We start from the raw sequence: 24,360 nt of genomic DNA on the forward strand, positions 1-24,360 counted from the left end.
TCGACTCACATGGAACGGGGCCAATGTATACGGATGTGACTGGTGTGAGAGTTGTGAACGACGGAAGCGGCCGGATCGAAACCGAACCGTGCCCTCGGCACGTAGCGGGAACCCACTCCCGCGGCCCCTACACCGGCGGCAGCAGCCGGTCCAGGAAACCGTTGCTGAACACACGGTGCGGGTCGTGCCGATCGAACGACGCGCGCGCCGCGTCCCAGTCCTCGTCGGCGAGCAGCCCGGTGCGGTACATCGCGGGGATCGTCTCGCCGAGGAACCGTGGATCCCGGTGTCCCCCTTGCTCGTCGAACGCCCAGCCCTTCGACCACTCGGACCGGAAGGTGCCGTAGTCACCGGAGTAGTGGTCGGCCATCCACTGCTCCATCTCCCGGAAGAAGGCGGACTGTCCCGCGGTGCCGGGGATGGAGACGACGTTCATCCAGATGGCGGTGTCCCAGTCGGGCCGATCGGGGCGGGGACGCACGGGCGACAGATTCGGCGCTCCCGCCGAATCGACGAGCACCTCCGACTGGTCGTCGACGGTGCACAGTCGCACCTCGAACGGCATGTTGACCGGATACTGCCCGAGCGAGGCGTAGTAGGTCATCCGCTCGTGCAGCCAGGTGGTGAACTCATGGACGACGCGGGCGATGTTCGAGCGCCGCGTGACGACGACCCCGCCGCCGGCGATGACGCGCAGCGTGGTGGCCCGCAGGTAGAACAGCAGGTCCTTCGACCAGCCCCACAGGTCGGCGGTGCCGGTGGCGGCGAGACCGGCGGCGACGGCCCCGAACTGACCGGCACCGAAGGCCGGGGTGGCAGCCTGCATCCCGCTCGCCACCTGGCCGAGAGGGGTGGTGACCTCCTCGGGGATGCTGTCGGAGAAGAAGTAGTTGTACGGGCCGTGCACCTCGCGCGCGGTCGATGGCTTCTCGGGGCACACCGACCAGATCTTCAACCATGGCGTCTCGGTGAAGGGGAACCAGATCGCCTCGACCCGGCCGGACTCCTCGACGAACCGCTCGAAGGTGCGGCCCGGGGAGCCGGCCGGGGCGAACAGTTCCTGCCACGGTACGTCGGTGAAACTCCGGCAGCGCAGCCGGTAGTTGGCCCCGGCCTGCAGGGTCACCGAGGTGACGAAGCTGCGGCCCAGGTGGGCGAGCAGGGGCGTGATCTCGGGTTCGGACCGACGGAACTCGCGCAGTTCGTAGGCGCCGGCGGCGGCGTTCCACACGACGGCGGTGAGGGCGACGACGAGGTTCGACAGCGAACCGAACGACTGGCCGGGGATCGCCCGCTCCCCCGCCGCCGGATAGGTGGCGCCGTGCGCGCCGATCGACAGCGCGCCCGCGATGGTGATGTCGCCGATCGCGGGGGCATTGGCCCAGCCGAGGCCGTGCTGTTCGAGCGCGGTGAGGATCGACTCGATGTCCGCGCCCGCGCCGGCGGTGACGGTGGCGGGCGTTCCCGCGGGATCGACGGTGACGGCATTCAGGTGCGCCATCGTGTCGATCAGCACGATCTTCTCGACACTCTCGCCGGGCACGACGGTCAGCGGGCTCCAGCTGTGCATCGTGCCGCGCGGCCGGACGCGGTAGCCGTGGGCGCGGGCCCAGTCGGCGATGCGCACGACGTCGTGCGCATCGCGTGCGGTGGCGGTCCACACCGCGTCGAAGCGGATCGTCCGGGCCCAGTTCTCGAAGCGCTGCTGGGCCAGCGGGATGTCCGCGGGGAACTCCGGCGGTGCCGGAATGGTGGCGCGCGGATCACCGACCGGGACCGCGCCGGCGGGTTTCCAGGCGAGACCGGTCAATCCGACGGCACCGGCGGCGCCGAGAAAGCCTCGTCGGCTGAGGGTCGTGGTCGAGGCGGGGTCGCCGTTCGTCCGGGCATCGCGGGGGTCCACCGGGCTGGGCTCCGATCTGGCGAGGGGCAGAAACAGGGCAAAAATAGAACAAGTTCTCTTTCGATGCCAGTGGTTCCGTAATGCGCCGCCGTCCACCGCCGGAGCGAGGACGTAGGACCCTAGCCCCGGGCCCCGTCACGGGCAGACGGTGACAGGGTGCCGTCGCACGGCGGTGACAGGGTGCCGTCGCACGGCGGTGACAGGGTGCCCCGGCGCGACGGGACCGACTCGTTACGGCCGGCCGCCGATGAACGGACAGGCCCGGAAGGGAACGCCATGACGTCTACCACGATCGATACCGGCGTGTACGTCTCGTCCGACCCGCCGTGGCGCGAGGTGCGGATCATCACGGCGCTGGCGAGGTATGGCGGGCTGACGTCGCTGTTCGTCTGGGACCATTTCCAGGAGTTCTACCCGACCGCCCTGTGGGACAGGACCTTCACCCGTTTCAGCGATCAGGTGTCGAGCCCGCACGAGGTGTTCGACTACCAGACCCTCCTCGGGGCACTGGCGGCCCATGCGGGGAGGATGCGGCTCGGGGTGGCAGTGAGTGAGCCGATCCGGCGCCACCCGGTGCTGCTCGCTCAGGCCGCCCTGACCCTGGCGCATCTGACCAAGCGCGCACCCATCCTCGGCCTGGGCTCCGGGGAGCGAATGAACACCGAACCGTACGGGCTGTCACAGGCACACCCCGTCGAACGACTCGGCGAAGCCCTGCAGATCGTCCGCCGCTGCCTCGACTCGCACGGCCCGTTCGACTTCGACGGCACGCACTTCCATCTGGACGGTGCGGTGATGGACCTGCAGGCCCCAGCCGGGCGCACCCCGGAGATCTGGATCGCCGCCCACGGACCCCGGATGCTGCAGTTGACCGGGCGCTACGGCGACGGGTGGCTGCCGATGACCATCGCGCTGCGCACCCCGGACGAGTACGCGGCGAAGCTGGCGCGCATCCGTACCGCCGCCGCCGAGGCCGGCCGCGACCCCGACCGGATCGTGCCGGCGTTGGTGGCCTACGTCCTCGTCGCGCCCACACAGAAGCGGGCGCAGGCGATGCTGCACAGCCGGATGATGCGGTACTGGACGCTGCTGTTCTCTGCCGAGCACTGGGCCGCGGCCGGCGCGGTACATCCCTTCGGGCCGGAGTTCCGCGGCTCGGTCGACGTGATCCCGGAACGCTACGACCGGGCCCGGTGGGAAGAGGCGCTCGCGGCGGTGCCCCCCGAGGTCACCGAATACGGATTCCTCGTCGGCACACCGGGCCGGATCACTGCGCGGCTGCGGGAGTTCGGGGAGGCCGGGCTGCGGCATGTGGTGCTCGGCACCACGTCGTCCTACCTGTCGCTGCAGGACTGGGCATTCACGGCGCCCGCCGTGCATCGCATCGCCGCGTCGCTGCGCAGGTGAGCACCTCGAGGACCTACACCCCGACGGCTTCCCGCAGGAGTTCCGGCGCGCCGTCGATCGACCACACCGCTATCGCGACCGCGGCGATCGTCAGCCCTGGACCGAGGATCGCCAGTTCGAAGGCGCCGCCGGCGCGGATGGCAAGGAACCCGGGCATCCTGATCTCCCACCAACGCTCGCCGCGCCACGGCACGAACGGCGCGAGGAACGGTATGCCCTCCTTGGTGACGGCGTCGCCCAGGCAGTGCGTCGCACACCCCAGCGCCACCGCCACCCCGAGGCCCACCGAACCGACCTCGCCGGGGAACCAGTTCCACATGAGCACCGACAGCACCGCCGAGGTGGCGGTCACCACGAGCCAGCCGTTGCGCTTGGCCCATCCGTCCGCGAGCCCGCGCAGCGCCAGGCCGAGCGTGACGAACAGGACGGCGACGACCGCGACGCGGTCGAACCGGGCGACGAGCGTGGAAACCCCCGCCCCCAGCAGGCCTGCGAACAGGGCCGTGTGCGTCAGCGTGCGATGCCCGCCGCGACGGCTGCGGTCGCGGCGGCCCTTGGTGAGCGTGTAGTAACCGAGCGAGAGGTTGTCGATGCCGCGCGCCGCGACCTGACTCACCGGCCCGAAGGACCGCGCGACCGTCGACTGGGGCGTGTCGAGATCCGGCAGGAGGGCCGAACCGGCGCAGACCGCGGCGAACGCGAACGTCTCGGCCGTGGATGTAGGCCCGCCCCACTCGCGGGGCAGCACGTCGGCGACGAGGAGGCCGACCAGCGCCCCGGACACCGCGTGGGTGGGACCCATGACCATCGCTGCAGGCACCTTTCGATCGGAGAACGAACCGATGTCAACGTAGCAACCACATCCGACACTTCAGTAACACAGGTGTTCGATCGCCCGGCACACGAAGGGCCACCCGCGGGATCGGGTGGCCCTCACGCACGCGACGGCTCAGGCGAGCTGCGCCTGCCACATCCAGTGCGTCTGTTCGAGGCCGGCGGTCTGGGCGATGAGCAGATCCTGCGTGACCGGGTCCGCCTCGTCCGTCGCCGCGATGCGCTCGCGCAGGCGTCCGATGACGGCCGCGAGGTTGTCGGTGATCACCGCGACGACCTGCTCGTCCTTGGTCCAGCCTGCGCCGAAACCCGTGGTGCCGGAGTCCTGGGCGACGGTGGTGGCCCGGCCGTCCGGGCTGACGCCGATAGCCGTGAGGCGCTCCGCCACCTCGTCGGTGTAGGTGCGGGCGGCCGTGACGATCTCGTCCAGCGCGAGATGCAGGCTGCGGAACTGCGGGCCGACGACGTTCCAGTGCGCCTGCTTGGCGATCAGGCTCAGGTCGATCATGTCGACGAGGGTGCCCTGTAGAGCGTCCCCGGCGACCTTCTGCTGGTCCGGGTTCAACGTGCTGGTGATCGGTCCGGTCATGATCGGAGCTCCTATCCGTGTCGATGTGCCTCCCGGCGGCGACGGACGTCGCGCGCCGGCCGTCCTTCGGACATACTCCCCCGCTTCAACGCCCGACGCGGTGGCCGAGTTCCGCGCGGCCGCAGGCAACGAAGTGGACACGGGATCCCTTCGGCCCGGAGTGTCCGTGGCAGCGGCGGCCGCGCGGGCGGATGATGGAGGAAGAATCCGTATCGAGGGAGGACAGAGTGATGCAGACGGTCATCGTGTGGATACTGGCCACCCTCCTCTACTGGTGGGGCATACTCTGACGGGAGGTCAGGCCCGGCCCGCCCGCACGCCCTCCTCGACCTTCTTGCCGAGGTCGGCGTCGACGTTCGACCAGTATTCGAAGATCCGCTCGTACAACACCGCCGCGGTCCCCCCGAGGATGTGGCCGACGATGTTGCCCACCAGCCGCTCACGGGCCGCGTCGTCGAGCACCTCGCGGACCAGTGTGCCGGCCCGACCGAAGTCGTCGTCCTCGGCATGCCGGACGTAGCCGGCCCGCACCGCCTCGGTGCCGAACTCCCACACGCCTTCGTCGCCGGCGGCCTGCGGGTCGGCGTGCGGGCCGCCGAAGCTGTTCGGCGCATACACCGGGGTGCCGGGGTCGTTGAACGAGTACCGCATGGCGCCGTCCTTGGAATACGAGTTCACCTCGTCCTTCGGCGCGTTGACGGGCAGCTGCGCGTGGTTCGCGCCGATGCGATAGCGGTGCGCGTCGGCGTAGGAGAACACGCGGCCGAGCAGCATCTTGTCCGGCGACAGGCCGATGCCCGGCACGATGTTCGACGGCGCGAACGCGGCCTGCTCGATCTCGGCGAAGAAGTTGCGCGGGTTGCGATTCAGCGTCCAGGTACCGATCTCGATGAGTGGGTAGTCGCGCTGCGACCACACCTTGGTCAGGTCGAACGGGTTGAAGCGATACCCCTCCGCCGCGGCCACGGGCATGATCTGCACCTTCAGTGTCCAGCTGGGGAACTCGCCCCGTTCGATCGCGTCGTGGAGATCGGCGCGGTGGTAGTCCGGGTCGGTGCCGGCGAGCCGGTCGGCCTCGGCCTGCGTGAGGAATTCGATGCCCTGGTTCGTCTTGAAGTGGTACTTGACCCAGAATCGCTCCCCGGCGGCGTTGACCCACTGGTAGGTATGGGAGCCGAAACCGTCCATGTGGCGCCAGGTTCGGGGGATACCCCGGTCACCCATCAGCCACGTCACCTGGTGGGCGGTCTCGGGACGCAGCGTCCAGAAGTCCCACTGCATGGTGTGGTCGCGCAGACCCGAGCCGGGCAGCCGCTTCTGGGAGTGGATGAAGTCGGGGAACTTGATCGGGTCCTTGACGAAGAACACCGGTGTGTTGTTGCCGACGAGGTCGTAGTTGCCGTCCTCGGTGTAGAACTTCACCGCGAAACCGCGCGGGTCGCGCCACGTGTCGGGGCTGCCCTGCTCCCCGGCGACCGTCGAGAAGCGCACGAGGGATTCGGTTTTCGCACCGGGCTGGAACAATTTGGCCTTGGTGTAGGCGCTGACGTCGCCCGTGACGACGAGCTCGCCGAACGCACCGCCGCCCTTGGCGTGCACGACGCGCTCCGGGATCCGCTCGCGGTTGAAGTGGGCGAGCTTCTCGATGAGGTAGTGGTCGTGCAGCAGGACGGGGCCCTGCGTTCCGGCGGTGAGCGATTCGTCGTCGCTCGCGACCGGAATGCCGACGTTGTCGGTGGTGGGGCGTGGATTCGTCATGGTGATCCTCCTCTGGAAGGGTGCACGCACCGCGCCACGTCGCTCCGGGGCGGGTCGTGGGCGGAGTGGAGAAATGTTGCGGGACTATGACTTTCGGCAGTCGGGGCACAGCCCCCAGAACGTCACTTCCGCCTCGTCCACGACGTATCCGTGGTCGTCCGAGGGTTCGAGGCACGGCGCCGCTCCGACGACGCACTCGATGTCGGTGACCGCGCCACAGTTGCGGCACACCAGGTGGTGGTGGTTGTCGCCGATCCGGGTCTCGTACCGGGCCGGCGAGCCCGCGGGTTCGATGCGACGCAGCAGCCCGGCCCCGACGCACGCCTTGAGCACGTCGTACACCGCCTGCGTGGAGACGGAGCCGAGTTCGCTCCGCACCGCGGCCGCGATCTCGTCCGCGTCGGAATGGGGGTGCGCGGCAACCGCGCCGAGTACGGCAACACGCGGAGCAGTCACCCGGAGACCCACGGAGCGCAATTGCGCCGTGGGGTCGAAGTGCTCATCCGCTCGTTGCATGACCCCAGTATGCCCATTTTCTGGAATTAGTCAAGAAAAGGCGGGGGATCGGTCCGTGCACGATCCCCCTGATTCCGCACAACGGACCCGTCGGCCGGGTCTACTCTGCTCTCAGCCCCACTCGGGAGAGGTCCGCCCCGGACCGGAACCCGCAGGGGCACGAAACCGGTGGGCTGTTCGCGCAGGTACAGGAGTACGTCGTCGAGCCGGGTGGGCCCACCCTGCGAGAGGAGTCGTGACAGTGGCGCATCTTCGCACGTTCGCGGTGCTCGGAGTCGTCGGTGTGACGGCGACGGCGACGGCCCTCGTCGTCGGTTCCGTGGCCGGAGCCCAGGGCTCCACGTCCGTCGACGGCCCGCCCCGCCCCGTCGGTAACGGATCGGCGCACACGTACGTCACCGTCGGACCCGACGACACCCCCACCGCGATCGGCGTCCGCCTCGATGCCGCCGCCCTCGACGGCCTCACGAGCGGTCTGCTGCCCACCACCGAGGCCTACGTGCTCGACGTTCCCGACGGGGCGCCCGCGACGGTCGTCGACCATGTCACGCTGGACTGGAACTCGCACGGCCACAATCCGGAACACGGCTTCGACCAGCCGCACTTCGACGTGCACTTCTACCTCGTCGACACCGCGACGGTGGAGTCGATCAACCCGCTCGTCCTCGGGTATCTCGAGCGGGCGGCGAAGCTGCCGGACCCGAAGTACCTCCCGGAAGGCTACGCGCCGTCGGACCCCCAGCCGATTCTCGGCACCGTCCCCAATATGGGACTGCACTGGCTCGACACCGCCGAGCCGCACGGGCACTTCACCGAGACGGTCCTGCAGGGCTCATGGGACGGCCGGCACGTCTTCATCGAGCCGATGATGACCCGGGACTGGCTGGCGTCCCGGCCCGACCTGCACGAGGAACTGCGGCAGCCGAGCGCGTACCAGCAGTCCGGCTACTACCCGACCACCTACTCGGTGACGTGGGACGACACGGCCGGGCAGTACGTCGTCGAACTCGGTGGGCTCACGATGCGCGAGGCGTCGTGAACCCACCGCAGGTTCCCTAGCGCACCGTCCGGGCCGGGCCGATGCTCATCCGGCCCGACGTGATGACGATGCCGTGGTGCGTCCCCGGCAGCAGCCACCGTCCCAGTGTCGGGCCCTGCGCCTCGACGCGGACCCGGGCGTAGCGGAACCGTCCCCTGAGCCGTGCCGTGGCGCGGGCCCGGCTGCCGTCCGGTTCGGGCTGTGCGAACGCCAGTCCGCCGACGATCGGCAGTTCCGGACCTCGCGGGGTCGCGTCGGTGTCCACCTTCCACGTGTCGCCCGTGGCGGAGAACCGGCCGGTGACATCGCCGGTGAACGAAGCGAGCACCTTGGGCAGATGCCAGTGCTCCCGCCCACCGTGCACGGACGCCTCGGAGTCCACCGCGATGAACGGCACTGCCATCGCCGGGATCAGCCCCGGCCGCAGGACGGGACTCGCGAGCACCTCTCGGTAGGGGCCGACGGGCGATTCGAGGTAGTCCACCACCATCGCGAGGGTGAACGGCAGGGTGCGGCCGCCGGGGCCGAACCGGGCCGCCCCGGGCGCGCTGCGGTGCCACCACAGGGCCGCGCGCGCCTGCGCCGACCACGGCGGCGGGGCGGACGTCGGCCAGTCGGTACGTTCGTCGGTGCTCTCAGGCACGCTCCACAACACGGGCGGGCTCCTCTCGTCGGACGGGATGGATCGGCAGGCGCAGCGCCGCGGGAGCCGACTCCGGAACGCTGGGCCGCACCGGCCGCACCGGAGTGACCGGCACGTAACCGGATCCGAGCGCCGGGCGTGGATCGGCCGCACCCTTGTTGGGCCACAACGCCATCGCCCGCTCGGCCTGCGCCGTGATGGTGAGCGACGGGTTCACGCCCAGGTTGGCGCTGACCACGGATCCGTCCACGACGTGCAGGCCCTCGTGGCCGTAGGCGCGCAGGTAGGGGTCGACGACACCGGACTCGGGCGAGTCCCCGATCACGCAGCCGCCGAGGAAGTGCGCGGTCATGGGGATGTTGGCCAGGTCCGCAACCGATCCGCCCGGGTCGCCGTCGATCTTGTCGGCGATCCGCCGGATGGCCTCGTGACCCACCGGAATCCACTCCGGTGGGGGCGCGCCGGGTCCGCGACGGCTCGTGAGCCGGCGTCCGAACGGTCCGCGCGTGCTCGCCAGTTCGAGGGAGTTGTCGTCGGTCTGCATGACCAGCGCGATCACGGTCCGCTCGGACCAGCGCCGTACCGACAGGGTGCGCAGGAACGCGGCAGGGTTGCGGGCCGCCACTGCGAGGAACTTCACCAGCCGCGGCGTCCGGCCTCCACCGTCGACCAGGAGGGCCTGCAACAGCCCGATGGCGTTGCTGCCCTTGCCGTACCGCACAGGCTCGATGTGGGTGTGGTCGTCCGGGTGGAAGGAGGCGGTGATCGCGATGCCGCGGGAGTAGTCCACGGTGCGGTCCTGCGCCGTCGCGGCGAGCACCGCTTCGGAGTTGGTGCGCACCACCGTGCCCAGCCGCGGCGACAACCGCGGCAGGGCGCCGGTCTCGCGCATCGCGAGCAGCAGACGCGACGTGCCGTAGGTGCCGGCGGCAAGCACCACCTGGTCGGCGGTGAACACGCTGTGGCGCTTGCGGACCCGGTTCGTACTGCGGGTGCGGACCTCGTATCCCCCCTCGGCGCGCGGGCGGATCTCGGTGACGGTGGTGAGCGGATGGATCGTCGCCCCGGCCTGCTCCGCAAGGTGCAGATAGTTCTTGACGAGGGTGTTCTTCGCGCCCACCCGGCAACCCGTCATGCAGCCGCCGCACTCGGTGCAGCCGGTGCGCTCGGGCCCGGCGCCCCCGAAGAACGGGTCCGGCACCGTCTTTCCCGGATCGCCGAAGAACACGCCGACCGGCGTGGTGGTGAACGTCTCGCCGACCCCCATCTCCTCGGCCACCGAGCGCATCACCTCGTCGGCGGGGGTCGTCAGCGGATTCGGGCGCACGCCGAGCATCCGCGCCGCCTGCTCGTAGTACGGTCCGAGTTCGGCCTGCCAGTCGGTGATGTGCCCCCACTGCGGGTCCTGGAAGAACCGGGCCGGCGGCCGGTAGAGGGTGTTGGCATAGTTGAGCGATCCCCCGCCGACGCCGGCGCCCGCCATGACCAGGACGTCGGGCAGCAGGTGGATGCGCTGCACGCCGTAGCAGCCCAGGGCCGGGGCCCACAGGTACTTGCGCAGTCGCCAGCTGGTCTTCGGCAGTTCGTCGTCGGCGAAGCGGCGGCCGGCCTCGAGGACGCCGACGCGGTAGCCCTTCTCCGTCGCGCGCAGCGCGGCGACGCTGCCGCCGAAGCCGGAGCCGACGACCAGCACGTCGTAATGGGTCATGCCGCAATCCTTTCGGCAGCGGGACGGGTCACGTAGTTCTCGGGATCGAAGTGCCTGGTCTTGGCGCGGTACCGCCAGGTGAACGTCGGCCACATCACCGAGTTGCGTCCCTTGCGGTCGAGATACCAGCTGTGGCAGCCGCCCGCGTTCCACACCGTGCCGGCGAGGGCGGGGTCGAGTTCGGCGTTGTAGTCGCCCTGCGCGCCGGCGGTCACCTCGACGGTGGCCAGTTCCCGGGACCGCATGGTGCGCAAGGCGTCCGCGATGTACGCGGCCTGCGATTCGAGCATGTACACGATCGAGCTGTGGCCGAGGTTGGTGTTCGGCCCGTACATCAGGAAGAGGTTGGGGAAGCCGTGGACCGAGACACCCAGGTAGGCGCTGGGGCTGCCGTTCCAGGACTCGGCCAGGGTGCGGCCGTCGCGTCCCCGGATGTGCCGGGCCACGGGCGGTTCCGTGACGGTGAAGCCGGTGCCGAAGATGACGGCGTCGACGTCGTACTCGTTGCCGGCCTCGTCGACGACACCCTTCTCGGTGACCGCGGTCAGCCCGGAGGCAACCACGGTGACGTCGGGCCGGGTGATCGCCGGGAACCAGTCGTTGGACAGCAGGATCCGCTTGCACATGATCCGGAACCCGGGGGTGAGCTTCGTCCGCAACTCCGGATCCGGGACCTGCTTGTCGAGGACCGACAGCGCTCGACGCTCGAACAGCGGCACGAGCCACCGGCGCGCGAACGGCCGTGTCATACCGACGACGTACGTTTCCTTCTGTCCGTAGACGGCCCCACGAACGACCTTCTGCGCGAACGGGAAACGCCGGTAGAGGGCGCGCACCGGACGCGCAATGGTGTGATCGTGCTTGGGCATGACCCACGAGGCCGTGCGCTGGAACAGCGTCAGGTGCCCGACGGTGTCGACGATGGCGGGGACGAACTGGATCGCGGAGGCGCCGGTGCCGATCACGGCGACGCGCTTGCCGCGCAGGTCGTAGTGGTGGTCCCACTCTGCCGAGTGGAACATCTTGCCGCGGAACATCTCCAGGCCCGGCACCTTCGGGAGGGTCGGGGTGGACAGCGCGCCGGTCGCCGAGACGAGGATGTCGGCGGTGAGGTCGCCGCGCGACGTCGACACGATCCAGCGGGCGCTCTCGTCGTCCCACTGCGCGTCGCGCAGTTCGCACCCGAACATCGTCCGGTCGGTGACGCCCTGTTCCTTCGCGACCCGCCGCAGGTAGGCGTAGATCTCCTCCTGGGTGCCGTGGGCCTTCGACCAGTCCGGTTCGGGCGCGAAGGAGAACGAGTACAGCGCGCTCGGCACGTCGCAGGCCGCACCCGGGTAGGTGTTCACCCGCCAGGTGCCGCCGACGTCGTCGCCCCGCTCGATCACGAGGACGTCGGCCCGCGGGTGCTCACGCAGCAGCGTGGCTGCCATGCCGATGCCCCCGAAGCCGGCCCCGACGACGAGCGTGTGTACGTGCGGCGGGAGGGTCTCGATGCTCACTTCATCACCAGTTCCTTCCAGACCGGGAGCAGCCGCTCCCGGATCTCACGATCCGATTCGGGGGTACGCATCAGGGCGGCGACGGCCAGTCCGCGGGCCAGTTCGATGCTCAGGTCGATCCCGTCGGGACCCATCCGGTCCCCCATGATCTCCAGGCAGCCGACCCGCAGCGCGTCGGAGACCTTGCGCTCGAGGGGGATCACGGCCTCGTGCAGGGTGCGATCGGTCCGGGCGGCCACCCACAACTCGAGCGCGGCGTGGAACAGCGGTCCGCGGAACGCGTCGGTGAGGACGTCGAGGCCGCGCTCGGGGTCCGGGCTGGCCTCGAGGATCTCCGTGAGGCGCTTGTCGACGAGGTGCTCGACCGCGGCGACGACGAGCGATTCCTTGGTCGGGAAGTGATGCAGCTGCGCACCCCGCGACACCCCGGCCCGTTTGGCGATGACCTGGGTGGTGGTGCGCGCGTAGCCGAGTTCGACGAGCGAGTCGACGGCCGCGTCGAGGAGTTTCGCCCGGGTCACGGCGGTGCGCTCGGCCTGCGTGCGCCCCGTGCCCGTGGATGTGGTTCGAGTCACAAGAACGGACGGTAACAGCAAAACAACAAACAGTCCAGACTGCTTGCAAGTTTTTAGCCGAGACACATATCCCCAGCTGAGGGCGCCGGTCGCCCGGAAAGCGGATGGATTTCAACCGTTGACTATTTCAATCATTATTGGTCTACTGTGATCTGCGCGACAAACCACGAGGTCGCAGAAGGAGGACCGCCGTCTCCATGAGTGCCGTGTCGCTCGAACGCACCATCTACGAACCCGACCACGACGCGTTCCGCGAAACCGCGCGACGCTTCGCCGAGCGCGAGGTCGCACCCCACCTCGAGGAGTGGGCTGCGGCGGGCCGGGTCGATCGCGAGCTGTACCGGCAGGCCGGCAAACTCGGCCTGCTCGGTGTCGCCGTGCCGGAACGGTTCGGCGGCGGGGGCATCGACGATTTCCGGTTCGGCGCCGTGCTCATCGAGGAACTCGCCCGCGTCGGCGCCCAGGCCGTCACGATGGGCTTGTCGGGATTCAACGACCTGGTCGCCCCGTATTTCACGGCCCTCGGCACCGATGAGCAGAACCATCGTTGGCTCGCCCCCATGGTCGCCGGCGAGACGATCGGCGCGATCGCCATGACCGAACCCGGCGCCGGCAGCGACCTCGCCGCCGTCGCCACCACCGCGCTTCCGGACGGCGACCACTTCGTGCTGAACGGCAGCAAGATCTTCATCTCCAACGGCCTGCTCGCCGACACGATCATCGTCGTCGCGAAGACCGATCCCGCCGCCGGGAAGAACGGGGTGAGCCTGCTCGTCGTCGAGGACGGCATGCCGGGGTTCACGAAGAACGGCCCGCTCCACAAGGTGGGCCTGTCCGCGCAGGACACCGCCGAGCTGGTGTTCGACGACGTCCGCGTGCCCCGCGCCAACCTGCTCGGCGAGGAGAACAGGGGCTTCGGCTATCTGCGGCACAACCTGCCGCAGGAGCGGCTCAGCATCGCGGTGACCTCCATGGTCCTGATGACCCGCACGTTCGAGACGGCGCTGCGCTACGCCACCGACCGCACGGCGTTCGGGCAGCGCATCGCCGACTTCCAGGCCAACCGCTTCTACCTCGCCGAACTGGCCACCGAGATCGAGATCGCGCAGGTGTTCGTGGACCGTTGCATCCTCGACGCCGCCCACGGCCGGCTCGACGAGGTGACGGCGGCGATGGCCAAGTGGTGGGTCACCGAACTGCATCTGAGGGTGGTGCACCGGGCCGTGCAGCTGCACGGCGGCTACGGGTTCATGAAGGAGTACGACGTCGCCCGCGACTATCTGGACTCCCGGGCCGGGACCCTCTACGGCGGCACCACGGAAATCATGAAGGAGATCGTCGGTCGCCGGCTCACCCGGACGTAGCCGCTGCGGCCACAGACCATCCCGAATCCCTAGGCATCGAGGAGATCCCGTGCTCAACCAAGGTACCGGAACCTGGCCGCACCGACGTTCCCGGCAGGCCCCCGACGCGGTCGCGCTCGACTTCCGCGGCACCACCGTCACCTACCGCGAACTCGACGAGCGGGTCACCCGGCTCGCCCACGCCCTGCGCGCCCGGGGTCTCGGCCCCGGAGACCGGGTCGCGCTGTTGTCCGCGAACCACCCCGCCTACCTCGAGGTGCTGTTCGCCGCCGGCCTGCTCGGGGCCGTGTTCGTGCCGCTCAACGCCCGGCTGACCACCCCCGAGGTGGAGTACTGCCTGGCCGACTCCGGCAGCGCCGTGCTGATCCATTCCGCCGCCCTCGCGGACGTCGCCGACGCGGCCGCCACCGCGGCCGGCACCGCCCGACGCGTGGTCCTCGACGGGCCACCCGACGACCGGGCCGTCGGCTATGAGGAGATCATCGCGACCGCTCCCGCCGACCGTCTCGACGTCCCGGTCACGCACGACGACCCGTGCTTCATCATGTACACCTCCGGCACCACGGGCCGGCCCAAGGGCGCCGTCCTCACCCACGGCAACGTGGTGTTCGCAGTGATGAATCCGATCGTCGATCTCGACTTCCTCTCCGACGAGGTGGCCCTGGTCGCCGCGCCGCTCTTCCATACCGCCGCATTGAACTTCGTTGCCCTGCCGACCCTGCTCAAGGGCGGCACCGTGATCGTCGAGGAAGGCTTCGAGGCCGGGCAGATCCTGCACCTGATCGAGACCAAGAGGGTCACCTACTCGTTCGGGGTGCCCACGATGCTCGACGCGATGAGCGCCCACCCGAACTGGGACCGCACCGATCTGAGTTCGATCCGCCGCTGGATCGTTGCCGCCGCACCGGTACCGCCGCGGACCCTGCAGACCTACACCGCCCGCGGCGTCCGCCTCTGCCAGGGATACGGATTGACCGAGACCGGTCCGGGCGCACTGATCCTCACGCCGAAGGATGCCGAGCGCAAGCTCGGCACCGCGGGTGCTCCGCACTTCTTCACCGACGTGCGCGTCGTCGACCCCGACGGCACCGAGGTGGCCCCCGGCGACCGCGGCGAGATCCAGATCTCCGGACCGAACGTGATGCGGCGGTACTGGAATCGTCCCGACGCCACCGCCGACGCGTTCACCGGCGACGGCTGGTTCCGCTCCGGCGACGTGGGAGTGCCCGACGAGGACGGCTTCGTCACGATCGTCGACCGGCTCAAGGACATGATCATCTCGGGTGGCGAGAACATCTATCCCGCCGAGGTGGAAGCCGCCATCCTCGACCTGCCCGGCGTGCTCGGCTGCGCCGTCTTCGGTGTGCCCGACGAGAAGTGGGGTGAGGTGGGCCGGGCCGCCGTCACCCTCGCCGACGGCGCCACCCTCACCGAGGACGAGCTGTTCACCTTCCTCGGCGAGCGCCTCGCCAGGTACAAGATCCCCAAATCCCTTCTCGTTCTCGACGAGATCCCCCGCAACGCCACCGGAAAGATCCGCAAGGACAAGTTGCGCGAGCAGTACGCCCACTGACCCGACCGCCACTGCAGGAGCTCCCATGACCGTCACCGCATCCGCGGACATCACTGCGGCCCAGAGAAAGAAGGAAGTTCGACGCGTCGTGCTGTCGAGCTACCTGGGCAGCACCATCGAGTTCTACGACTTTCTGCTCTACGCGACCGCGGCAGCGATCGTCTTCGCCCCCGTGTTCTTCTCGGACCTGTCCCCGCTCGCCGGGACCATCGCGTCGATGGGCACGTTCGCCGCGGGCTACCTGGCCCGTCCGTTCGGCGGCGTCGTCTTCGGGCACTTCGGCGACCGGTACGGCCGCAAGTCGATGCTGCTGATCTCCATGACGGTCATGGGCGTCGCCTCGTTCCTCATCGGTCTCGTCCCGCCGGCGTCGGCGATCGGATCCTGGGCCGCAATCATTCTCGTGCTGCTGCGCGTGTGCCAGGGCATCGCCGTCGGCGGTGAGTGGGGCGGCGCGGCGCTCATGTCCCTCGAGCACGTCGGCGGGCGGGGGCGCGGCTTCGCCGCCTCGTTCACCAACGCCGGCGCACCCACCGGTTCCCTGCTCGGCACCCTCGCCCTGGCGCTCGTGGCGCTGCTGCCCGAGGACGACTTCCTGTCGTGGGGCTGGCGCATCCCGTTCCTGCTGTCCGCGGTGATGCTGGCCGTCGGCCTGTTCGTCCGGGCCCGGGTGTCCGAGAGCCCGCTGTTCCGGGAGGCGATGGCCCAGCAGGCCGAGGTGGACGCCACCGCGGTCGACAGGCGGACCCCGCCGCTCCTGAGCATCCTGCGCCGTCCGCGGAACCTGCTGCTCGTCGCCCTGGGATGCATGGCCAGCTTCGGCATCCAGACCATGTTCACCACGTTCGCCATCGGGTACGCGTCCCATTCCGGGGTGACCCGATCGCAGGCGCTCATGGCGTTCGCCGTCTGCCAGTTCGTCGCGATCTTCACCCTGCTCGGATTCGCCCGCCTCTCCGACCGGGTCGGCCGGCGACCGGTGATGCTCTTCGGTCTCGGCGCGTTCGTCGTGCTGATCGTGCCGATCCTGACGCTGCTGTCGTCCGGCAACGTCGCCCTGGTGACGCTCGGGTTCGTGCTCGGCTTCGGCGTCTGCCAGTCCGCGACGTACGGTCCGATGGCGGCGTACATCGCCGAGCAGTTCGGCACCGCGGCCCGGTACACCGGCGCCTCGCTCGGCTACCAGGGCGCGACACTGCTCGGCGCGGGCTTCACTCCGGTGATCCTCGCGTCGCTGCAGGCGGCCGCCGGCGGCGGCACGGGCCTGGTCGCCGCCTTCATGATCGGGCTGGCAGTCCTGAGCGCGGTGTTCATCCTCCTGGCGAAGGAGAGCAAGGACCGCGACCTGAGCACGTACGAGCACTGAATCCTCGAACGGTGACGGGCGCGCAGGGATTTCCCTGCGCGCCCTTCTGCGTTCACCGCCGCATCGGCACGCGGAGCGGATGGGCGGCACGGAGCCCCTCGTAGGATCGCCGGCATATTCGGATGCGCCCCGCCGGCGCCGCGACCACAATCGTCGGGACGGAATCGACGAAGGAGACACAGCCGATGGTGCAGCCACGTTCCCGGGACTTCGCGCAGATCGACGTGTTCGCCGCCGAGCCGTACCGGGGAAACCCGGTCGCGGTCGTCCTCGACGGCGCCGGCATCCCCGACGAGGCGATGGCAGAGTTCGCGGCGTGGACGAACCTGTCCGAGACCACGTTCGTCCTTCCCCCGACGACCCCCGAGGCCGACTACCGGCTGCGCATCTTCACCCCCGGCGCGGAGATCCCGTTCGCCGGCCATCCCACGCTCGGCTCGGCGCACGCGTGGGTCGAGGCCGGCGGCGTGCCGAAGACTCCGGGCCTTCTCGTCCAGGAATGCGGAGCCGGACTCGTCGAACTGCGCCACACCGACGAGGCCGCAGCGTTCCGCGCCCCCGAGCTGGTCCGTCGCGGCGACCTCGACGAGGGCCACCTGGGCCGGATCGCTCGTGGCCTGGGGATCGCGCGCGACCGGATCGTGGCCCACAACTGGGTCGACAACGGGCCCGGCTGGGCTGCGGTCCTGCTCGAGTCCGCGCAGGACGTGCTCGACCTCGAACCCGACGACCAGCACATGCGCGACCTGATGCTCGGTGTCGTCGGCCCCTGCCCGCCGGGATCACCGCAGCAGTTCGAGGTCCGCGCCTTCGCCGCGCCCGTCGGCGTCAAGGAGGACCCGGTGACGGGAAGCCTCAACGCCGGTTTGGCCCAGTGGCTGATCGGCGCCGGCCTCGCGCCGGCCGATTACCGGGCGAGCCAGGGGACGCGCGTGGGCCGCCGCGGCATCGTGACCGTGCACTCGTCGGGCGACGAGGTGTGGATCGGCGGACACAGCACGACGTGCATCCGCGGGACCGTGCACCTGTAGGAGCCGGTCGTGAGCCGGGTCCGCCGCTCCGAACCCGGGTGGGCGACTACGCCGACAGCGCCCGGGCCAGATCGGCCGGAACCGGCATCGGGGTCGTCAGGCCGGCGGCGACCCGTCCGGTGTTGCCTTCGGGATACCGGCCGGTCATCGAACCGGGAGCAGCGACGACGATCCGCACGACCTGCCCGAGGGCCTCGCGGCGGTCACGGCAGCGCAGCGCCAGGGCGAGCATCGCGACGTGGTTGCAGGTGTGCAGCCACGGAGCCGGCTGGGAGAGGATGTGCGCGCGTTCGAGGTGGCGCCACCGTTGCCGCGGGTCGCCGGCAGTTTTCGACGCGGCCATCTCCTGTCGGTAGAGGTCCCGGGCGGCGGTACCGATGCGCGGCATGACCGATCCTTTCGGTGAACGTTGTCGAGCGCGAGTTGTCAGCAGCATTTCCCGGTCTCCGCTACCTGGCAAGAACGGGCCGCCACGAGCCGATCGTTCCCGCGCCTGCGTCGCCGCACGCGCCACTAGGATCGGCGGTCAGGTGCCGATCACAGCAGTCGAGGACGGGTGATGGAAACTCTCGCACGCTACGTGGAACTGTTCGTGCCGATGCTCTGGCTCGGGATGGTGCTCGCCATCTCCTTCCTTGAAGCACCCCTGAAGTTCCGGGCGCCGGGAATCACCATCCCCCTCGGACTCGGTATCGGTCGCCTGGTGTTCCGGGCGCTCAACACGGTGGAGGGGGTCCTCGCCCTCGTGCTGTTCGCGGCGTGCCTGGTCTCGTCGCCCGGCACGACGGGGTGGATCCTGCTCCTCGTGACGGCGGCCGTGCTGGTGGTCCAGGTGGCGGTGATCCGCCCGCCGCTGACGCGCCGTTCGAACCGCATTCTCGCCGGGGAGGACGCACCCCGCTCGAAGGTGCACTACGCCTATGTGGCACTCGAGATCGTCAAGGTCGCCCTGCTGATTGCGCTGGCGATCGTTCTGGCGCGCACGTTCGCCTGACGCCGGGCCGGCGCCGGGCTCGTTGCTCCGCTCGCTCAGCGCGTGTCCTCGGCGCGGTGCACGCCCGCCCGGTGGGCGGGGCCGACCCCCTCGTCGTCACCTCGGGTCGTGTCGGCCCGCTCGGCGGGCCGTTCCTCGGTCGGCGACGTCGTGGCGCCACCCGGGGTCCCGGAGGGCTCCGCCGACTTGCGGGTCTCGTCGGCCACCGGCCGTCCGGCACCGCCGGTGCTCGCATCTCCCTCGTCGTCCGATGCGGGACGGACATCCCCGCGCTCCGTCCGCCCCTCGTAGGGCGGGACGACCGCGTCCGCATCCCCTACCGTCGTGGTGTGCCCGGGGCGGTGCGACCCCGCGTCGCCGGGCTCGGCGGAGATCATCTCGTCGTCCTCGAACGCGCCGGCGGGGCGGTCCGCAGGCCCTCCTCCGGGGCCGGTGGAGCCCAGGTCACGCGAGCCGGGGGCACCCCGCTCCGACTGCGGTTCTTCTTGCCTTCCGGTTCCGTCGTTCATCGCTTCTCCTCGGGGATTCGAGCATTCCGACGAATGGACCCCTCACTCCATCCGAGCACGCGGCGCCGCGTTTGTCGACAGTCGATCTCGCCGGGGAGACGGCAGGACGCCCCACTGCGGACCGCCCCGGACGAAGGTTCCGGCGGAACGGGACGAACCGGCCCGACGGCCGAAAGCCTGTTCAGTTGTTCAGGTGGGCAGCTAGAATCGCGTCGACGCATCCTCACGTCTCGGAGGTTCTTCCGATGGACGTCGTAGCCATGCACATGAGCGACGGTCTGCTCGACGCGCGGACCTCGCTGGCGTTCTTCGTCGTCGCCGCGCTCGGCCTCGCGGTGGCGATCCGCAGGGCCCGGTCCGAGCTCGACGAGCGCACCGCTCCCCTGGCCGGCCTCGTCGCGGCGTTCGTCTTCGCCCTGCAGATGATCAACTTTCCGGTCCTGCCGGGCGTGAGCGGGCACGTACTCGGCGGCGCGCTCGCCGCCGTCCTGGTCGGTCCCGCGACCGCCGTCCTGTGCCTGACGGTCGTGCTGGTCGTGCAGTCCCTGCTCTTCGCCGACGGCGGTCTCACCGCCCTGGGCGCCAACGTCACCAACATGGCCCTGCTCGGCGTGCTGGCCGGGTACGGCACGGCCGTGGCGCTGCGCCCGCTGCTGCGCCGGTACCCGCTCGGGCCGGCCCTCGGCGTGATCTCGTTTGCCGCAGCGCTGATCGCGACGGTCGCCGCGGCGACCGGGTTCCTGGTCGAGTACGCGATCGGCGGCACCGCCGGTTCCGCCGGCACCGTCGCCGCGTTCCTGCTCGGCACCCAGGTTCTCATCGGCGCCGGGGAAGGACTCGTCACCGCCGTCACCGTCGTCGCGGTGGCACGGGCACGGCCCGACATCGTCCATCTGCTCCGCCCGCTGCGGCAACCGACCCGGGCACCGGCATGACGCGCCGGCGTGTCCTGATCCTGTTCGCGGTGGCGGCGTTCCTGTGCGCGGGGGTGCTGTCGTATCTTGCCGATTCGAGCCCCGACGGACTCGAGGCCGCGACCGCGCGGGGATGTGCCGTGGTCGAGCTCGACGGTAGCGCCACCGTTACCGGGCAGTGCCCGGCGAGGGAGGCCACCGACCATCCCTGGGACGCGGGTCCGCTCGCCGGCTACACGATCGGCGGCCACACCGGATCCACCGGCGTGGCCGGAATTCTCGGCGTCGCAGCGACTTCGGTGGTGGCCGCCACGCTGTTCCGGGTGCTCGCCCGTCGACGGGGCACATCCGGGACCGGGACCCCGGGAGCGCGGCCGTGACCACCACGCTGTGGAGCGGGCCTGCACACGCGACGACGCCTGTGCACCGCCTGCCCACCGAGGTGAAGATCGTCGCCGCAACGGCCTTCGTCTTCGTCGTGGTCGCCACCCCACGCGAGGCGATGTGGGCGTTCGCCCTCCATTTCGCGGTCGTCGCGGCGATCTGCGCACTTGCCGGGATCCGCGTCGGGTGGCTGGCGCCGCGCATGTCGATCGAGGCACCGTTCGTCGTGCTCGCCGTCCTGCTCCCGTTCGCCGAGGCCGGCGACCGGGTCGACGTCCTGGGGTTCTCCCTGTCGGTTCCGGGCCTGTACGCGGCGTGGGGCATCCTGGTCAAGGGCACCCTCGGGGTGCTCGTCTCCCTCGTCCTCGCGGCGACCACCCCGGCCCGGGACCTGCCCGCCGGCCTGGCCCGCCTGCGGGTTCCGGCACTGATCACGACCGTAGCGGTGCTCATGCTGCGCTATCTCGAACTTCTTGCCGCCGAGGCAAACCGAATGCACCGCGCCCGGATCTCTCGTGGCGACGACCCACGCACCCTCCACCGCATCGGAGCTACGGCCCGCGGAATCGGGGGGCTGTTCGTCCGTGCCTACGAGCGCGGTGAGCGGGTGCATCTGGCCATGCTCTCCCGCGGATTCACCGGTGCCGTCCCGGCCTTCGGTCCTCCCGCCACCGCGGTGGCCTGGGCCGCGGGCCTGCTGCCGGCCGTCGCCGCCGGTGCCGTGTGCGCCGCCGCCTGGGTGACGGCATGACCGCGGAGCCGGCCGTGCTGCTGTCGGGGGTACGGCACGTGCACCCCGACGGGCACTGCGCCCTCGACGGCGTCGACCTCGCCGTCGCCGCCGGTGAGCGGGTCGCGGTCCTCGGCCCGAACGGCGCCGGCAAGACCACCCTGATGCTGCATCTGAACGGCGTACTGGTGCCGTCGTCCGGGACCGTCCGGATCGGCGGGCTGCCGGTCGCGCGGCACACCCTGCGGGAGATCCGGCGACGTGTCGGACTGGTGTTCCAGGATCCCGACGACCAGTTGTTCATGCCGACCGTCGCACAGGACGTGGCGTTCGGGCCCACCAACTTCGGCGTTCCCGCAGCCGAACTCGACGCCCGGGTCCGCGAGGCCCTCGAGGCGGTCGGCATGACCGAGCACGCCGACCGCAACACCGCACACCTGTCCGCGGGTCAGCGTCGACGGGTCGCCCTCGCCACCGTGCTGGCGTGCCGGCCCGACGTTCTGGTCCTGGACGAGCCGTCCACCGACCTCGACCCCGTCGCCCGCCGGGAACTGGCCGAGGTCCTCCTCGGCATCGACGCCACCCTGCTGCTGGTCACCCACGACCTCCCGTACGCCGCGCAGTTGTGCAGCCGGGCCGTGATCGTGAGCGACGGACGACTCGTCGCGGACGGTCCGATCACCACCCTCCTCGCCGACACCGAACTGCTCGCCGCGAACCGGCTGGAACTGCCGTGGGGTTTCGCCCTGCCGCAGACCGATCCGTGCTGAGCACTGAGCATCGTCACCCCGCGGCGAGCCGGCCGTTGGTGCGGTCGAGCTGCCGCATCGTCGCGGCTTCCAGCCGCTCCACCTCCTCCTCCCCGAGCCGGTCACACAGGAAATCCCAGTGCAGCGCGACATGTTCTCCGCGCCGCAGTCCCGGCACGAACACACCGGCACCGGTGCGGCGCCGTACCGTCTCGGCGCGTTCCGCGCCGAGACGCAGGCGGGCACCGTCGAACTCGAGCCGGCGACTGCGCACCGTCGCCGTGTCGGCTTCGATGTCGACGACGGTGCCCCAGCGGATGCGGCACGAGTCGAGAACCTGTACCGGCTGGGGCATCCCGGTGGTCAGCAGTCGCGACCACGGATACACCCCCAGCACGTGGAACGCGTGCGTCGGCGCCGCCTCGGCAAGCAGTTCGGGTGTCAGGTGGGTCCAGTAGTGACCGGCCCGCGTGCCCAGCCGCTCGAGCAGCCGCGTCCCGAACGCCACCGGATCGATCCGGTCCGTCAGCGCGTTCCCGGTCCAGTAGGCGCGCACCACCTCTGCGTCCAGGGGGTCGGTCCGGCCGCTCAGGGTTGCGATCAGCTCCTGGTAGGGCCACGCTCCGGTGAACCGCCGGGCGGCGGCCACGACCGCCGCGCCGTCGCCGTGCCCGCACGCGGCGGCCTCGAGGGCCGCCGCGCCTGCCGGGCCGCAGTAGCCGAGCGCGTTCGGCGCATGGGCGTAACGGGCGAAGAGCCGCTGCCCTTCCGTCACCACTGCCCCTCCGTCACCACTGCCCCTCCGTCACCACTGCCCCTCCGTCACTGCCACGGATCAGGCCGTTCCGCGTTGCCCCACCAGCGCCGCGGTATCCCGGTGCAGCCGGCCGAAGTTGTAGTAGGCCGCACACGCCCCCTCCGGTGACACCATGCAGGTGCCGATGGGGGTCTCGGGCGTGCACGCCGTGCCGAAGACCTTGCATTCCCACGGTTTGATGACGCCCTTGAGCACCTCGCCGCATTGGCATGCCTTCGGGTCGGCGACGCGCAGGCCTGGCATCGAGAACCGCTGCTCGGCGTCGAAGTCCGCGTAGTCGGGGTGGATGCCGAGCGCGCTCTGCGAGATGAAGCCGAGGCCGCGCCACTCGAAGTGCGGGCGCAGCGCGAACGTCTGCGCCATCAACCGGAGGGCCTGCACGTTTCCCTCGGGCCGCACCACCCGGCTGTACTGGTTCTCCACCTCGCACCGGCCGTCCCGGATCTGCCGCAGCAGCATGTGCACCGAGGCGAGGATGTCGAGCGGCTCGAATCCGGCCACCACGATCGGTTTTCCGTACACGGCGGGGACGAAGCGATAGGGACGCAGTCCCACCACGGTCGACACGTGACCCGGTCCGAGGAATCCCGAGAGCCGCAGATCCGGCGATTCGAGGATCGCCTTGATGGGCGGCACGATCGTCACGTGGTTGCAGAACACCGTGAAGTTGCTCAGGCCGAGCTGTCTCGCCCGCACGAGCGTCACCGCCGTGGACGGGGCGGTGGTCTCGAATCCGACGGCGAAGAACACCACATGCCGGTCCGGGTGGTCCACCGCGATCTTCAAGGCGTCCAGCGGGGAATACACGAATCGGACGTCGGCGCCGCGGGCCTTGGCCTCGAGCAGGTTCCCGCGCGAGCCGGGCACCCGCATCATGTCCCCGAATGTCGTGAACACCACGTTTGGTTGCTCGGCCAGCCACATGGCGTCGTCGATGCGGCCCATGGGGATCACGCACACCGGACAGCCGGGTCCGTGCACCAGCTCCACCGACGCGGGCAGCAGGTGTTCGATGCCGTGCCGGTAGATGGTGTGGGTGTGGCCGCCGCACACCTCCATGAACTTGAACTCCTCGCCGGCGGCGAGGTCGGTGATCGAGGCCACCAGGGCGCGCGCGGCGGCGGGGTCGCGGAACTCGTCGACGAATTTCATGATCCTGCTCTGCCTTTCATGCGGTGCTCACGCGATCTCGGACGCGTTGAAGGCTTCGATCTCGTTGACGTAGTCGGCGCCCATCTTCCGCACCTGATCGAGGGTCAGCTTCGCCTCGTCCTCGTCGATCCGGGCCATCGCGAAACCGACGTGCACCAGCACCCAGTCCCCGACCTGCAGGCCGGTGTCGGCGAGCAGCCGGACGCTGATGGCCCGCTGCACGCCGTTGACGTCCACCTTCGCCAAATGCTGGGCGGGGTCGACCATGTCGACCACCCGACCGGGAATCCCCAGGCACATTGT

At 70.1% G+C, this 24,360-nt stretch carries 25 protein-coding genes; 11 read left to right on the top strand and 14 right to left on the bottom strand.

Going from position 1 to position 24,360, the window contains the following annotated elements; genetic code table 11:
• Positions 1 to 127: 127 nt before the first annotated feature.
• Positions 128 to 1,903 carry a cholesterol oxidase substrate-binding domain-containing protein gene (locus tag G6038_RS13525; protein WP_165038378.1) on the bottom strand — a complete coding sequence of 592 codons (1,776 nt, stop codon included), beginning with the start codon at positions 1,901 to 1,903 and terminating at the stop codon, positions 128 to 130.
• Positions 1,904 to 2,179: 276 nt separating this feature from the next.
• Here G6038_RS13525 and G6038_RS13530 point away from each other — a divergent pair, with 276 nt between their 5' ends.
• Positions 2,180 to 3,310 (top strand): LLM class flavin-dependent oxidoreductase, encoded by a 1,131-nt coding sequence (locus tag G6038_RS13530; RefSeq protein WP_165038379.1) that lies wholly within the window; start codon positions 2,180 to 2,182, stop codon positions 3,308 to 3,310.
• Positions 3,311 to 3,323: 13 nt separating this feature from the next.
• Here G6038_RS13530 and G6038_RS13535 read toward each other — a convergent pair whose 3' ends face one another.
• From G6038_RS13535 to G6038_RS13550, 4 genes are all read right to left on the bottom strand, one after another.
• Positions 3,324 to 4,118 (bottom strand): metal-dependent hydrolase, encoded by a 795-nt coding sequence (locus G6038_RS13535; RefSeq protein WP_165038422.1) that lies wholly within the window; start codon positions 4,116 to 4,118, stop codon positions 3,324 to 3,326.
• Between the two features lie 141 nt (positions 4,119 to 4,259).
• Complete coding sequence (locus G6038_RS13540) at positions 4,260 to 4,733, bottom strand: DNA starvation/stationary phase protection protein (protein WP_165038380.1); 474 nt, start codon at positions 4,731 to 4,733, stop codon at positions 4,260 to 4,262.
• Positions 4,734 to 5,030: 297 nt separating this feature from the next.
• On the bottom strand, positions 5,031 to 6,491 hold the full coding sequence (locus G6038_RS13545) for a catalase (protein ID WP_165038381.1): 1,461 nt from the start codon (positions 6,489 to 6,491) through the stop codon (positions 5,031 to 5,033).
• A gap of 84 nt (positions 6,492 to 6,575) precedes the next feature.
• Positions 6,576 to 7,007: a Fur family transcriptional regulator gene (locus G6038_RS13550; RefSeq protein WP_165038382.1), complete on the bottom strand. Its 432-nt coding sequence runs from the start codon at positions 7,005 to 7,007 to the stop codon at positions 6,576 to 6,578.
• Positions 7,008 to 7,248: 241 nt separating this feature from the next.
• Here G6038_RS13550 and G6038_RS13555 point away from each other — a divergent pair, with 241 nt between their 5' ends.
• Complete coding sequence (locus G6038_RS13555; RefSeq protein WP_165038383.1) at positions 7,249 to 8,046, top strand: DUF5602 domain-containing protein; 798 nt, start codon at positions 7,249 to 7,251, stop codon at positions 8,044 to 8,046.
• A gap of 16 nt (positions 8,047 to 8,062) precedes the next feature.
• On the opposite strand, the gene G6038_RS13560 is transcribed toward G6038_RS13555, so the two are convergent.
• The 4 genes from G6038_RS13560 to G6038_RS13575 are packed head-to-tail and all read right to left on the bottom strand — an operon-like array spanning position 8,063 to position 12,474.
• Positions 8,063 to 8,689 (bottom strand): acetoacetate decarboxylase family protein, encoded by a 627-nt coding sequence (locus tag G6038_RS13560; RefSeq protein WP_165038423.1) that lies wholly within the window; start codon positions 8,687 to 8,689, stop codon positions 8,063 to 8,065.
• Complete coding sequence (locus tag G6038_RS13565; protein WP_165038384.1) at positions 8,682 to 10,397, bottom strand: GMC family oxidoreductase; 1,716 nt, start codon at positions 10,395 to 10,397, stop codon at positions 8,682 to 8,684. The genes G6038_RS13560 and G6038_RS13565 overlap by 8 nt, the downstream gene beginning before the upstream one ends.
• On the bottom strand, positions 10,394 to 11,899 hold the full coding sequence (locus tag G6038_RS13570; RefSeq protein WP_165038385.1) for an NAD(P)/FAD-dependent oxidoreductase: 1,506 nt from the start codon (positions 11,897 to 11,899) through the stop codon (positions 10,394 to 10,396). The genes G6038_RS13565 and G6038_RS13570 overlap by 4 nt, the downstream gene beginning before the upstream one ends.
• Positions 11,896 to 12,474: a TetR/AcrR family transcriptional regulator gene (locus tag G6038_RS13575; protein WP_165038386.1), complete on the bottom strand. Its 579-nt coding sequence runs from the start codon at positions 12,472 to 12,474 to the stop codon at positions 11,896 to 11,898. The genes G6038_RS13570 and G6038_RS13575 overlap by 4 nt, the downstream gene beginning before the upstream one ends.
• A gap of 197 nt (positions 12,475 to 12,671) precedes the next feature.
• Between G6038_RS13575 and G6038_RS13580 the strand changes: the two genes are divergently transcribed.
• From G6038_RS13580 to G6038_RS13595, 4 genes are all read left to right on the top strand, one after another.
• Positions 12,672 to 13,838 (top strand): acyl-CoA dehydrogenase family protein, encoded by a 1,167-nt coding sequence (locus G6038_RS13580; protein WP_165038387.1) that lies wholly within the window; start codon positions 12,672 to 12,674, stop codon positions 13,836 to 13,838.
• Between the two features lie 49 nt (positions 13,839 to 13,887).
• Complete coding sequence (locus G6038_RS13585) at positions 13,888 to 15,411, top strand: long-chain fatty acid--CoA ligase (RefSeq protein WP_165038388.1); 1,524 nt, start codon at positions 13,888 to 13,890, stop codon at positions 15,409 to 15,411.
• A gap of 25 nt (positions 15,412 to 15,436) precedes the next feature.
• Positions 15,437 to 16,777 (top strand): MFS transporter, encoded by a 1,341-nt coding sequence (locus tag G6038_RS13590; protein WP_165038389.1) that lies wholly within the window; start codon positions 15,437 to 15,439, stop codon positions 16,775 to 16,777.
• A 185-nt stretch (positions 16,778 to 16,962) separates the two neighbouring features.
• On the top strand, positions 16,963 to 17,808 hold the full coding sequence (locus G6038_RS13595) for a PhzF family phenazine biosynthesis protein (RefSeq protein WP_165038390.1): 846 nt from the start codon (positions 16,963 to 16,965) through the stop codon (positions 17,806 to 17,808).
• A gap of 46 nt (positions 17,809 to 17,854) precedes the next feature.
• Here G6038_RS13595 and G6038_RS13600 read toward each other — a convergent pair whose 3' ends face one another.
• Positions 17,855 to 18,196, bottom strand: coding sequence for a DUF3703 domain-containing protein (locus tag G6038_RS13600; protein ID WP_165038391.1), 342 nt, complete (start codon positions 18,194 to 18,196; stop codon positions 17,855 to 17,857).
• 171 nt (positions 18,197 to 18,367) lie between these two features.
• Between G6038_RS13600 and G6038_RS13605 the strand changes: the two genes are divergently transcribed.
• The gene (locus G6038_RS13605; protein WP_165038392.1) at positions 18,368 to 18,802 is read left to right on the top strand and encodes a hypothetical protein; all 435 of its coding nucleotides are present in this window, start codon (positions 18,368 to 18,370) and stop codon (positions 18,800 to 18,802) included.
• Between the two features lie 35 nt (positions 18,803 to 18,837).
• Here the strand turns inward: G6038_RS13605 and G6038_RS13610 are convergent, their stop codons facing one another.
• Entirely contained in the window at positions 18,838 to 19,311 is a 474-nt protein-coding gene (locus tag G6038_RS13610) for a hypothetical protein (RefSeq protein WP_165038393.1), read from the bottom strand.
• A 245-nt stretch (positions 19,312 to 19,556) separates the two neighbouring features.
• Here G6038_RS13610 and G6038_RS13615 point away from each other — a divergent pair, with 245 nt between their 5' ends.
• From G6038_RS13615 to G6038_RS13630, 4 genes are read left to right on the top strand one after another with little or no spacing between them, the layout of a single operon-like run.
• Positions 19,557 to 20,246 (top strand): energy-coupling factor ABC transporter permease, encoded by a 690-nt coding sequence (locus tag G6038_RS13615; protein WP_165038394.1) that lies wholly within the window; start codon positions 19,557 to 19,559, stop codon positions 20,244 to 20,246.
• Positions 20,243 to 20,605, top strand: coding sequence for a PDGLE domain-containing protein (locus G6038_RS13620; protein WP_165038395.1), 363 nt, complete (start codon positions 20,243 to 20,245; stop codon positions 20,603 to 20,605). Before G6038_RS13615 ends, G6038_RS13620 begins: the two co-directional genes overlap by 4 nt.
• A complete protein-coding gene (gene cbiQ / locus G6038_RS13625) occupies positions 20,602 to 21,360 on the top strand; it encodes a cobalt ECF transporter T component CbiQ (protein WP_165038396.1) in 759 nt (252 codons plus the stop codon). Before G6038_RS13620 ends, cbiQ begins: the two co-directional genes overlap by 4 nt.
• Complete coding sequence (locus G6038_RS13630) at positions 21,357 to 22,109, top strand: ABC transporter ATP-binding protein (protein WP_165038397.1); 753 nt, start codon at positions 21,357 to 21,359, stop codon at positions 22,107 to 22,109. The genes cbiQ and G6038_RS13630 overlap by 4 nt, the downstream gene beginning before the upstream one ends.
• A gap of 13 nt (positions 22,110 to 22,122) precedes the next feature.
• On the opposite strand, the gene G6038_RS13635 is transcribed toward G6038_RS13630, so the two are convergent.
• The 3 genes from G6038_RS13635 to hypC are packed head-to-tail and all read right to left on the bottom strand — an operon-like array spanning position 22,123 to position 24,357.
• Positions 22,123 to 22,863, bottom strand: coding sequence for a DUF6390 family protein (locus G6038_RS13635; RefSeq protein WP_165038398.1), 741 nt, complete (start codon positions 22,861 to 22,863; stop codon positions 22,123 to 22,125).
• 60 nt (positions 22,864 to 22,923) lie between these two features.
• Positions 22,924 to 24,057 carry a hydrogenase formation protein HypD gene (hypD, locus tag G6038_RS13640; RefSeq protein ID WP_006941958.1) on the bottom strand — a complete coding sequence of 378 codons (1,134 nt, stop codon included), beginning with the start codon at positions 24,055 to 24,057 and terminating at the stop codon, positions 22,924 to 22,926.
• 27 nt (positions 24,058 to 24,084) lie between these two features.
• On the bottom strand, positions 24,085 to 24,357 hold the full coding sequence (hypC, locus tag G6038_RS13645; RefSeq protein ID WP_165038399.1) for a HypC/HybG/HupF family hydrogenase formation chaperone: 273 nt from the start codon (positions 24,355 to 24,357) through the stop codon (positions 24,085 to 24,087).
• Between the last annotated feature and the right edge of the window lie 3 nt (positions 24,358 to 24,360).

The sequence above is a fragment of the Rhodococcus sp. 14C212 genome, assembly GCF_011058195.1.
Lineage (GTDB): Bacteria > Actinomycetota > Actinomycetes > Mycobacteriales > Mycobacteriaceae > Rhodococcus > Rhodococcus aetherivorans.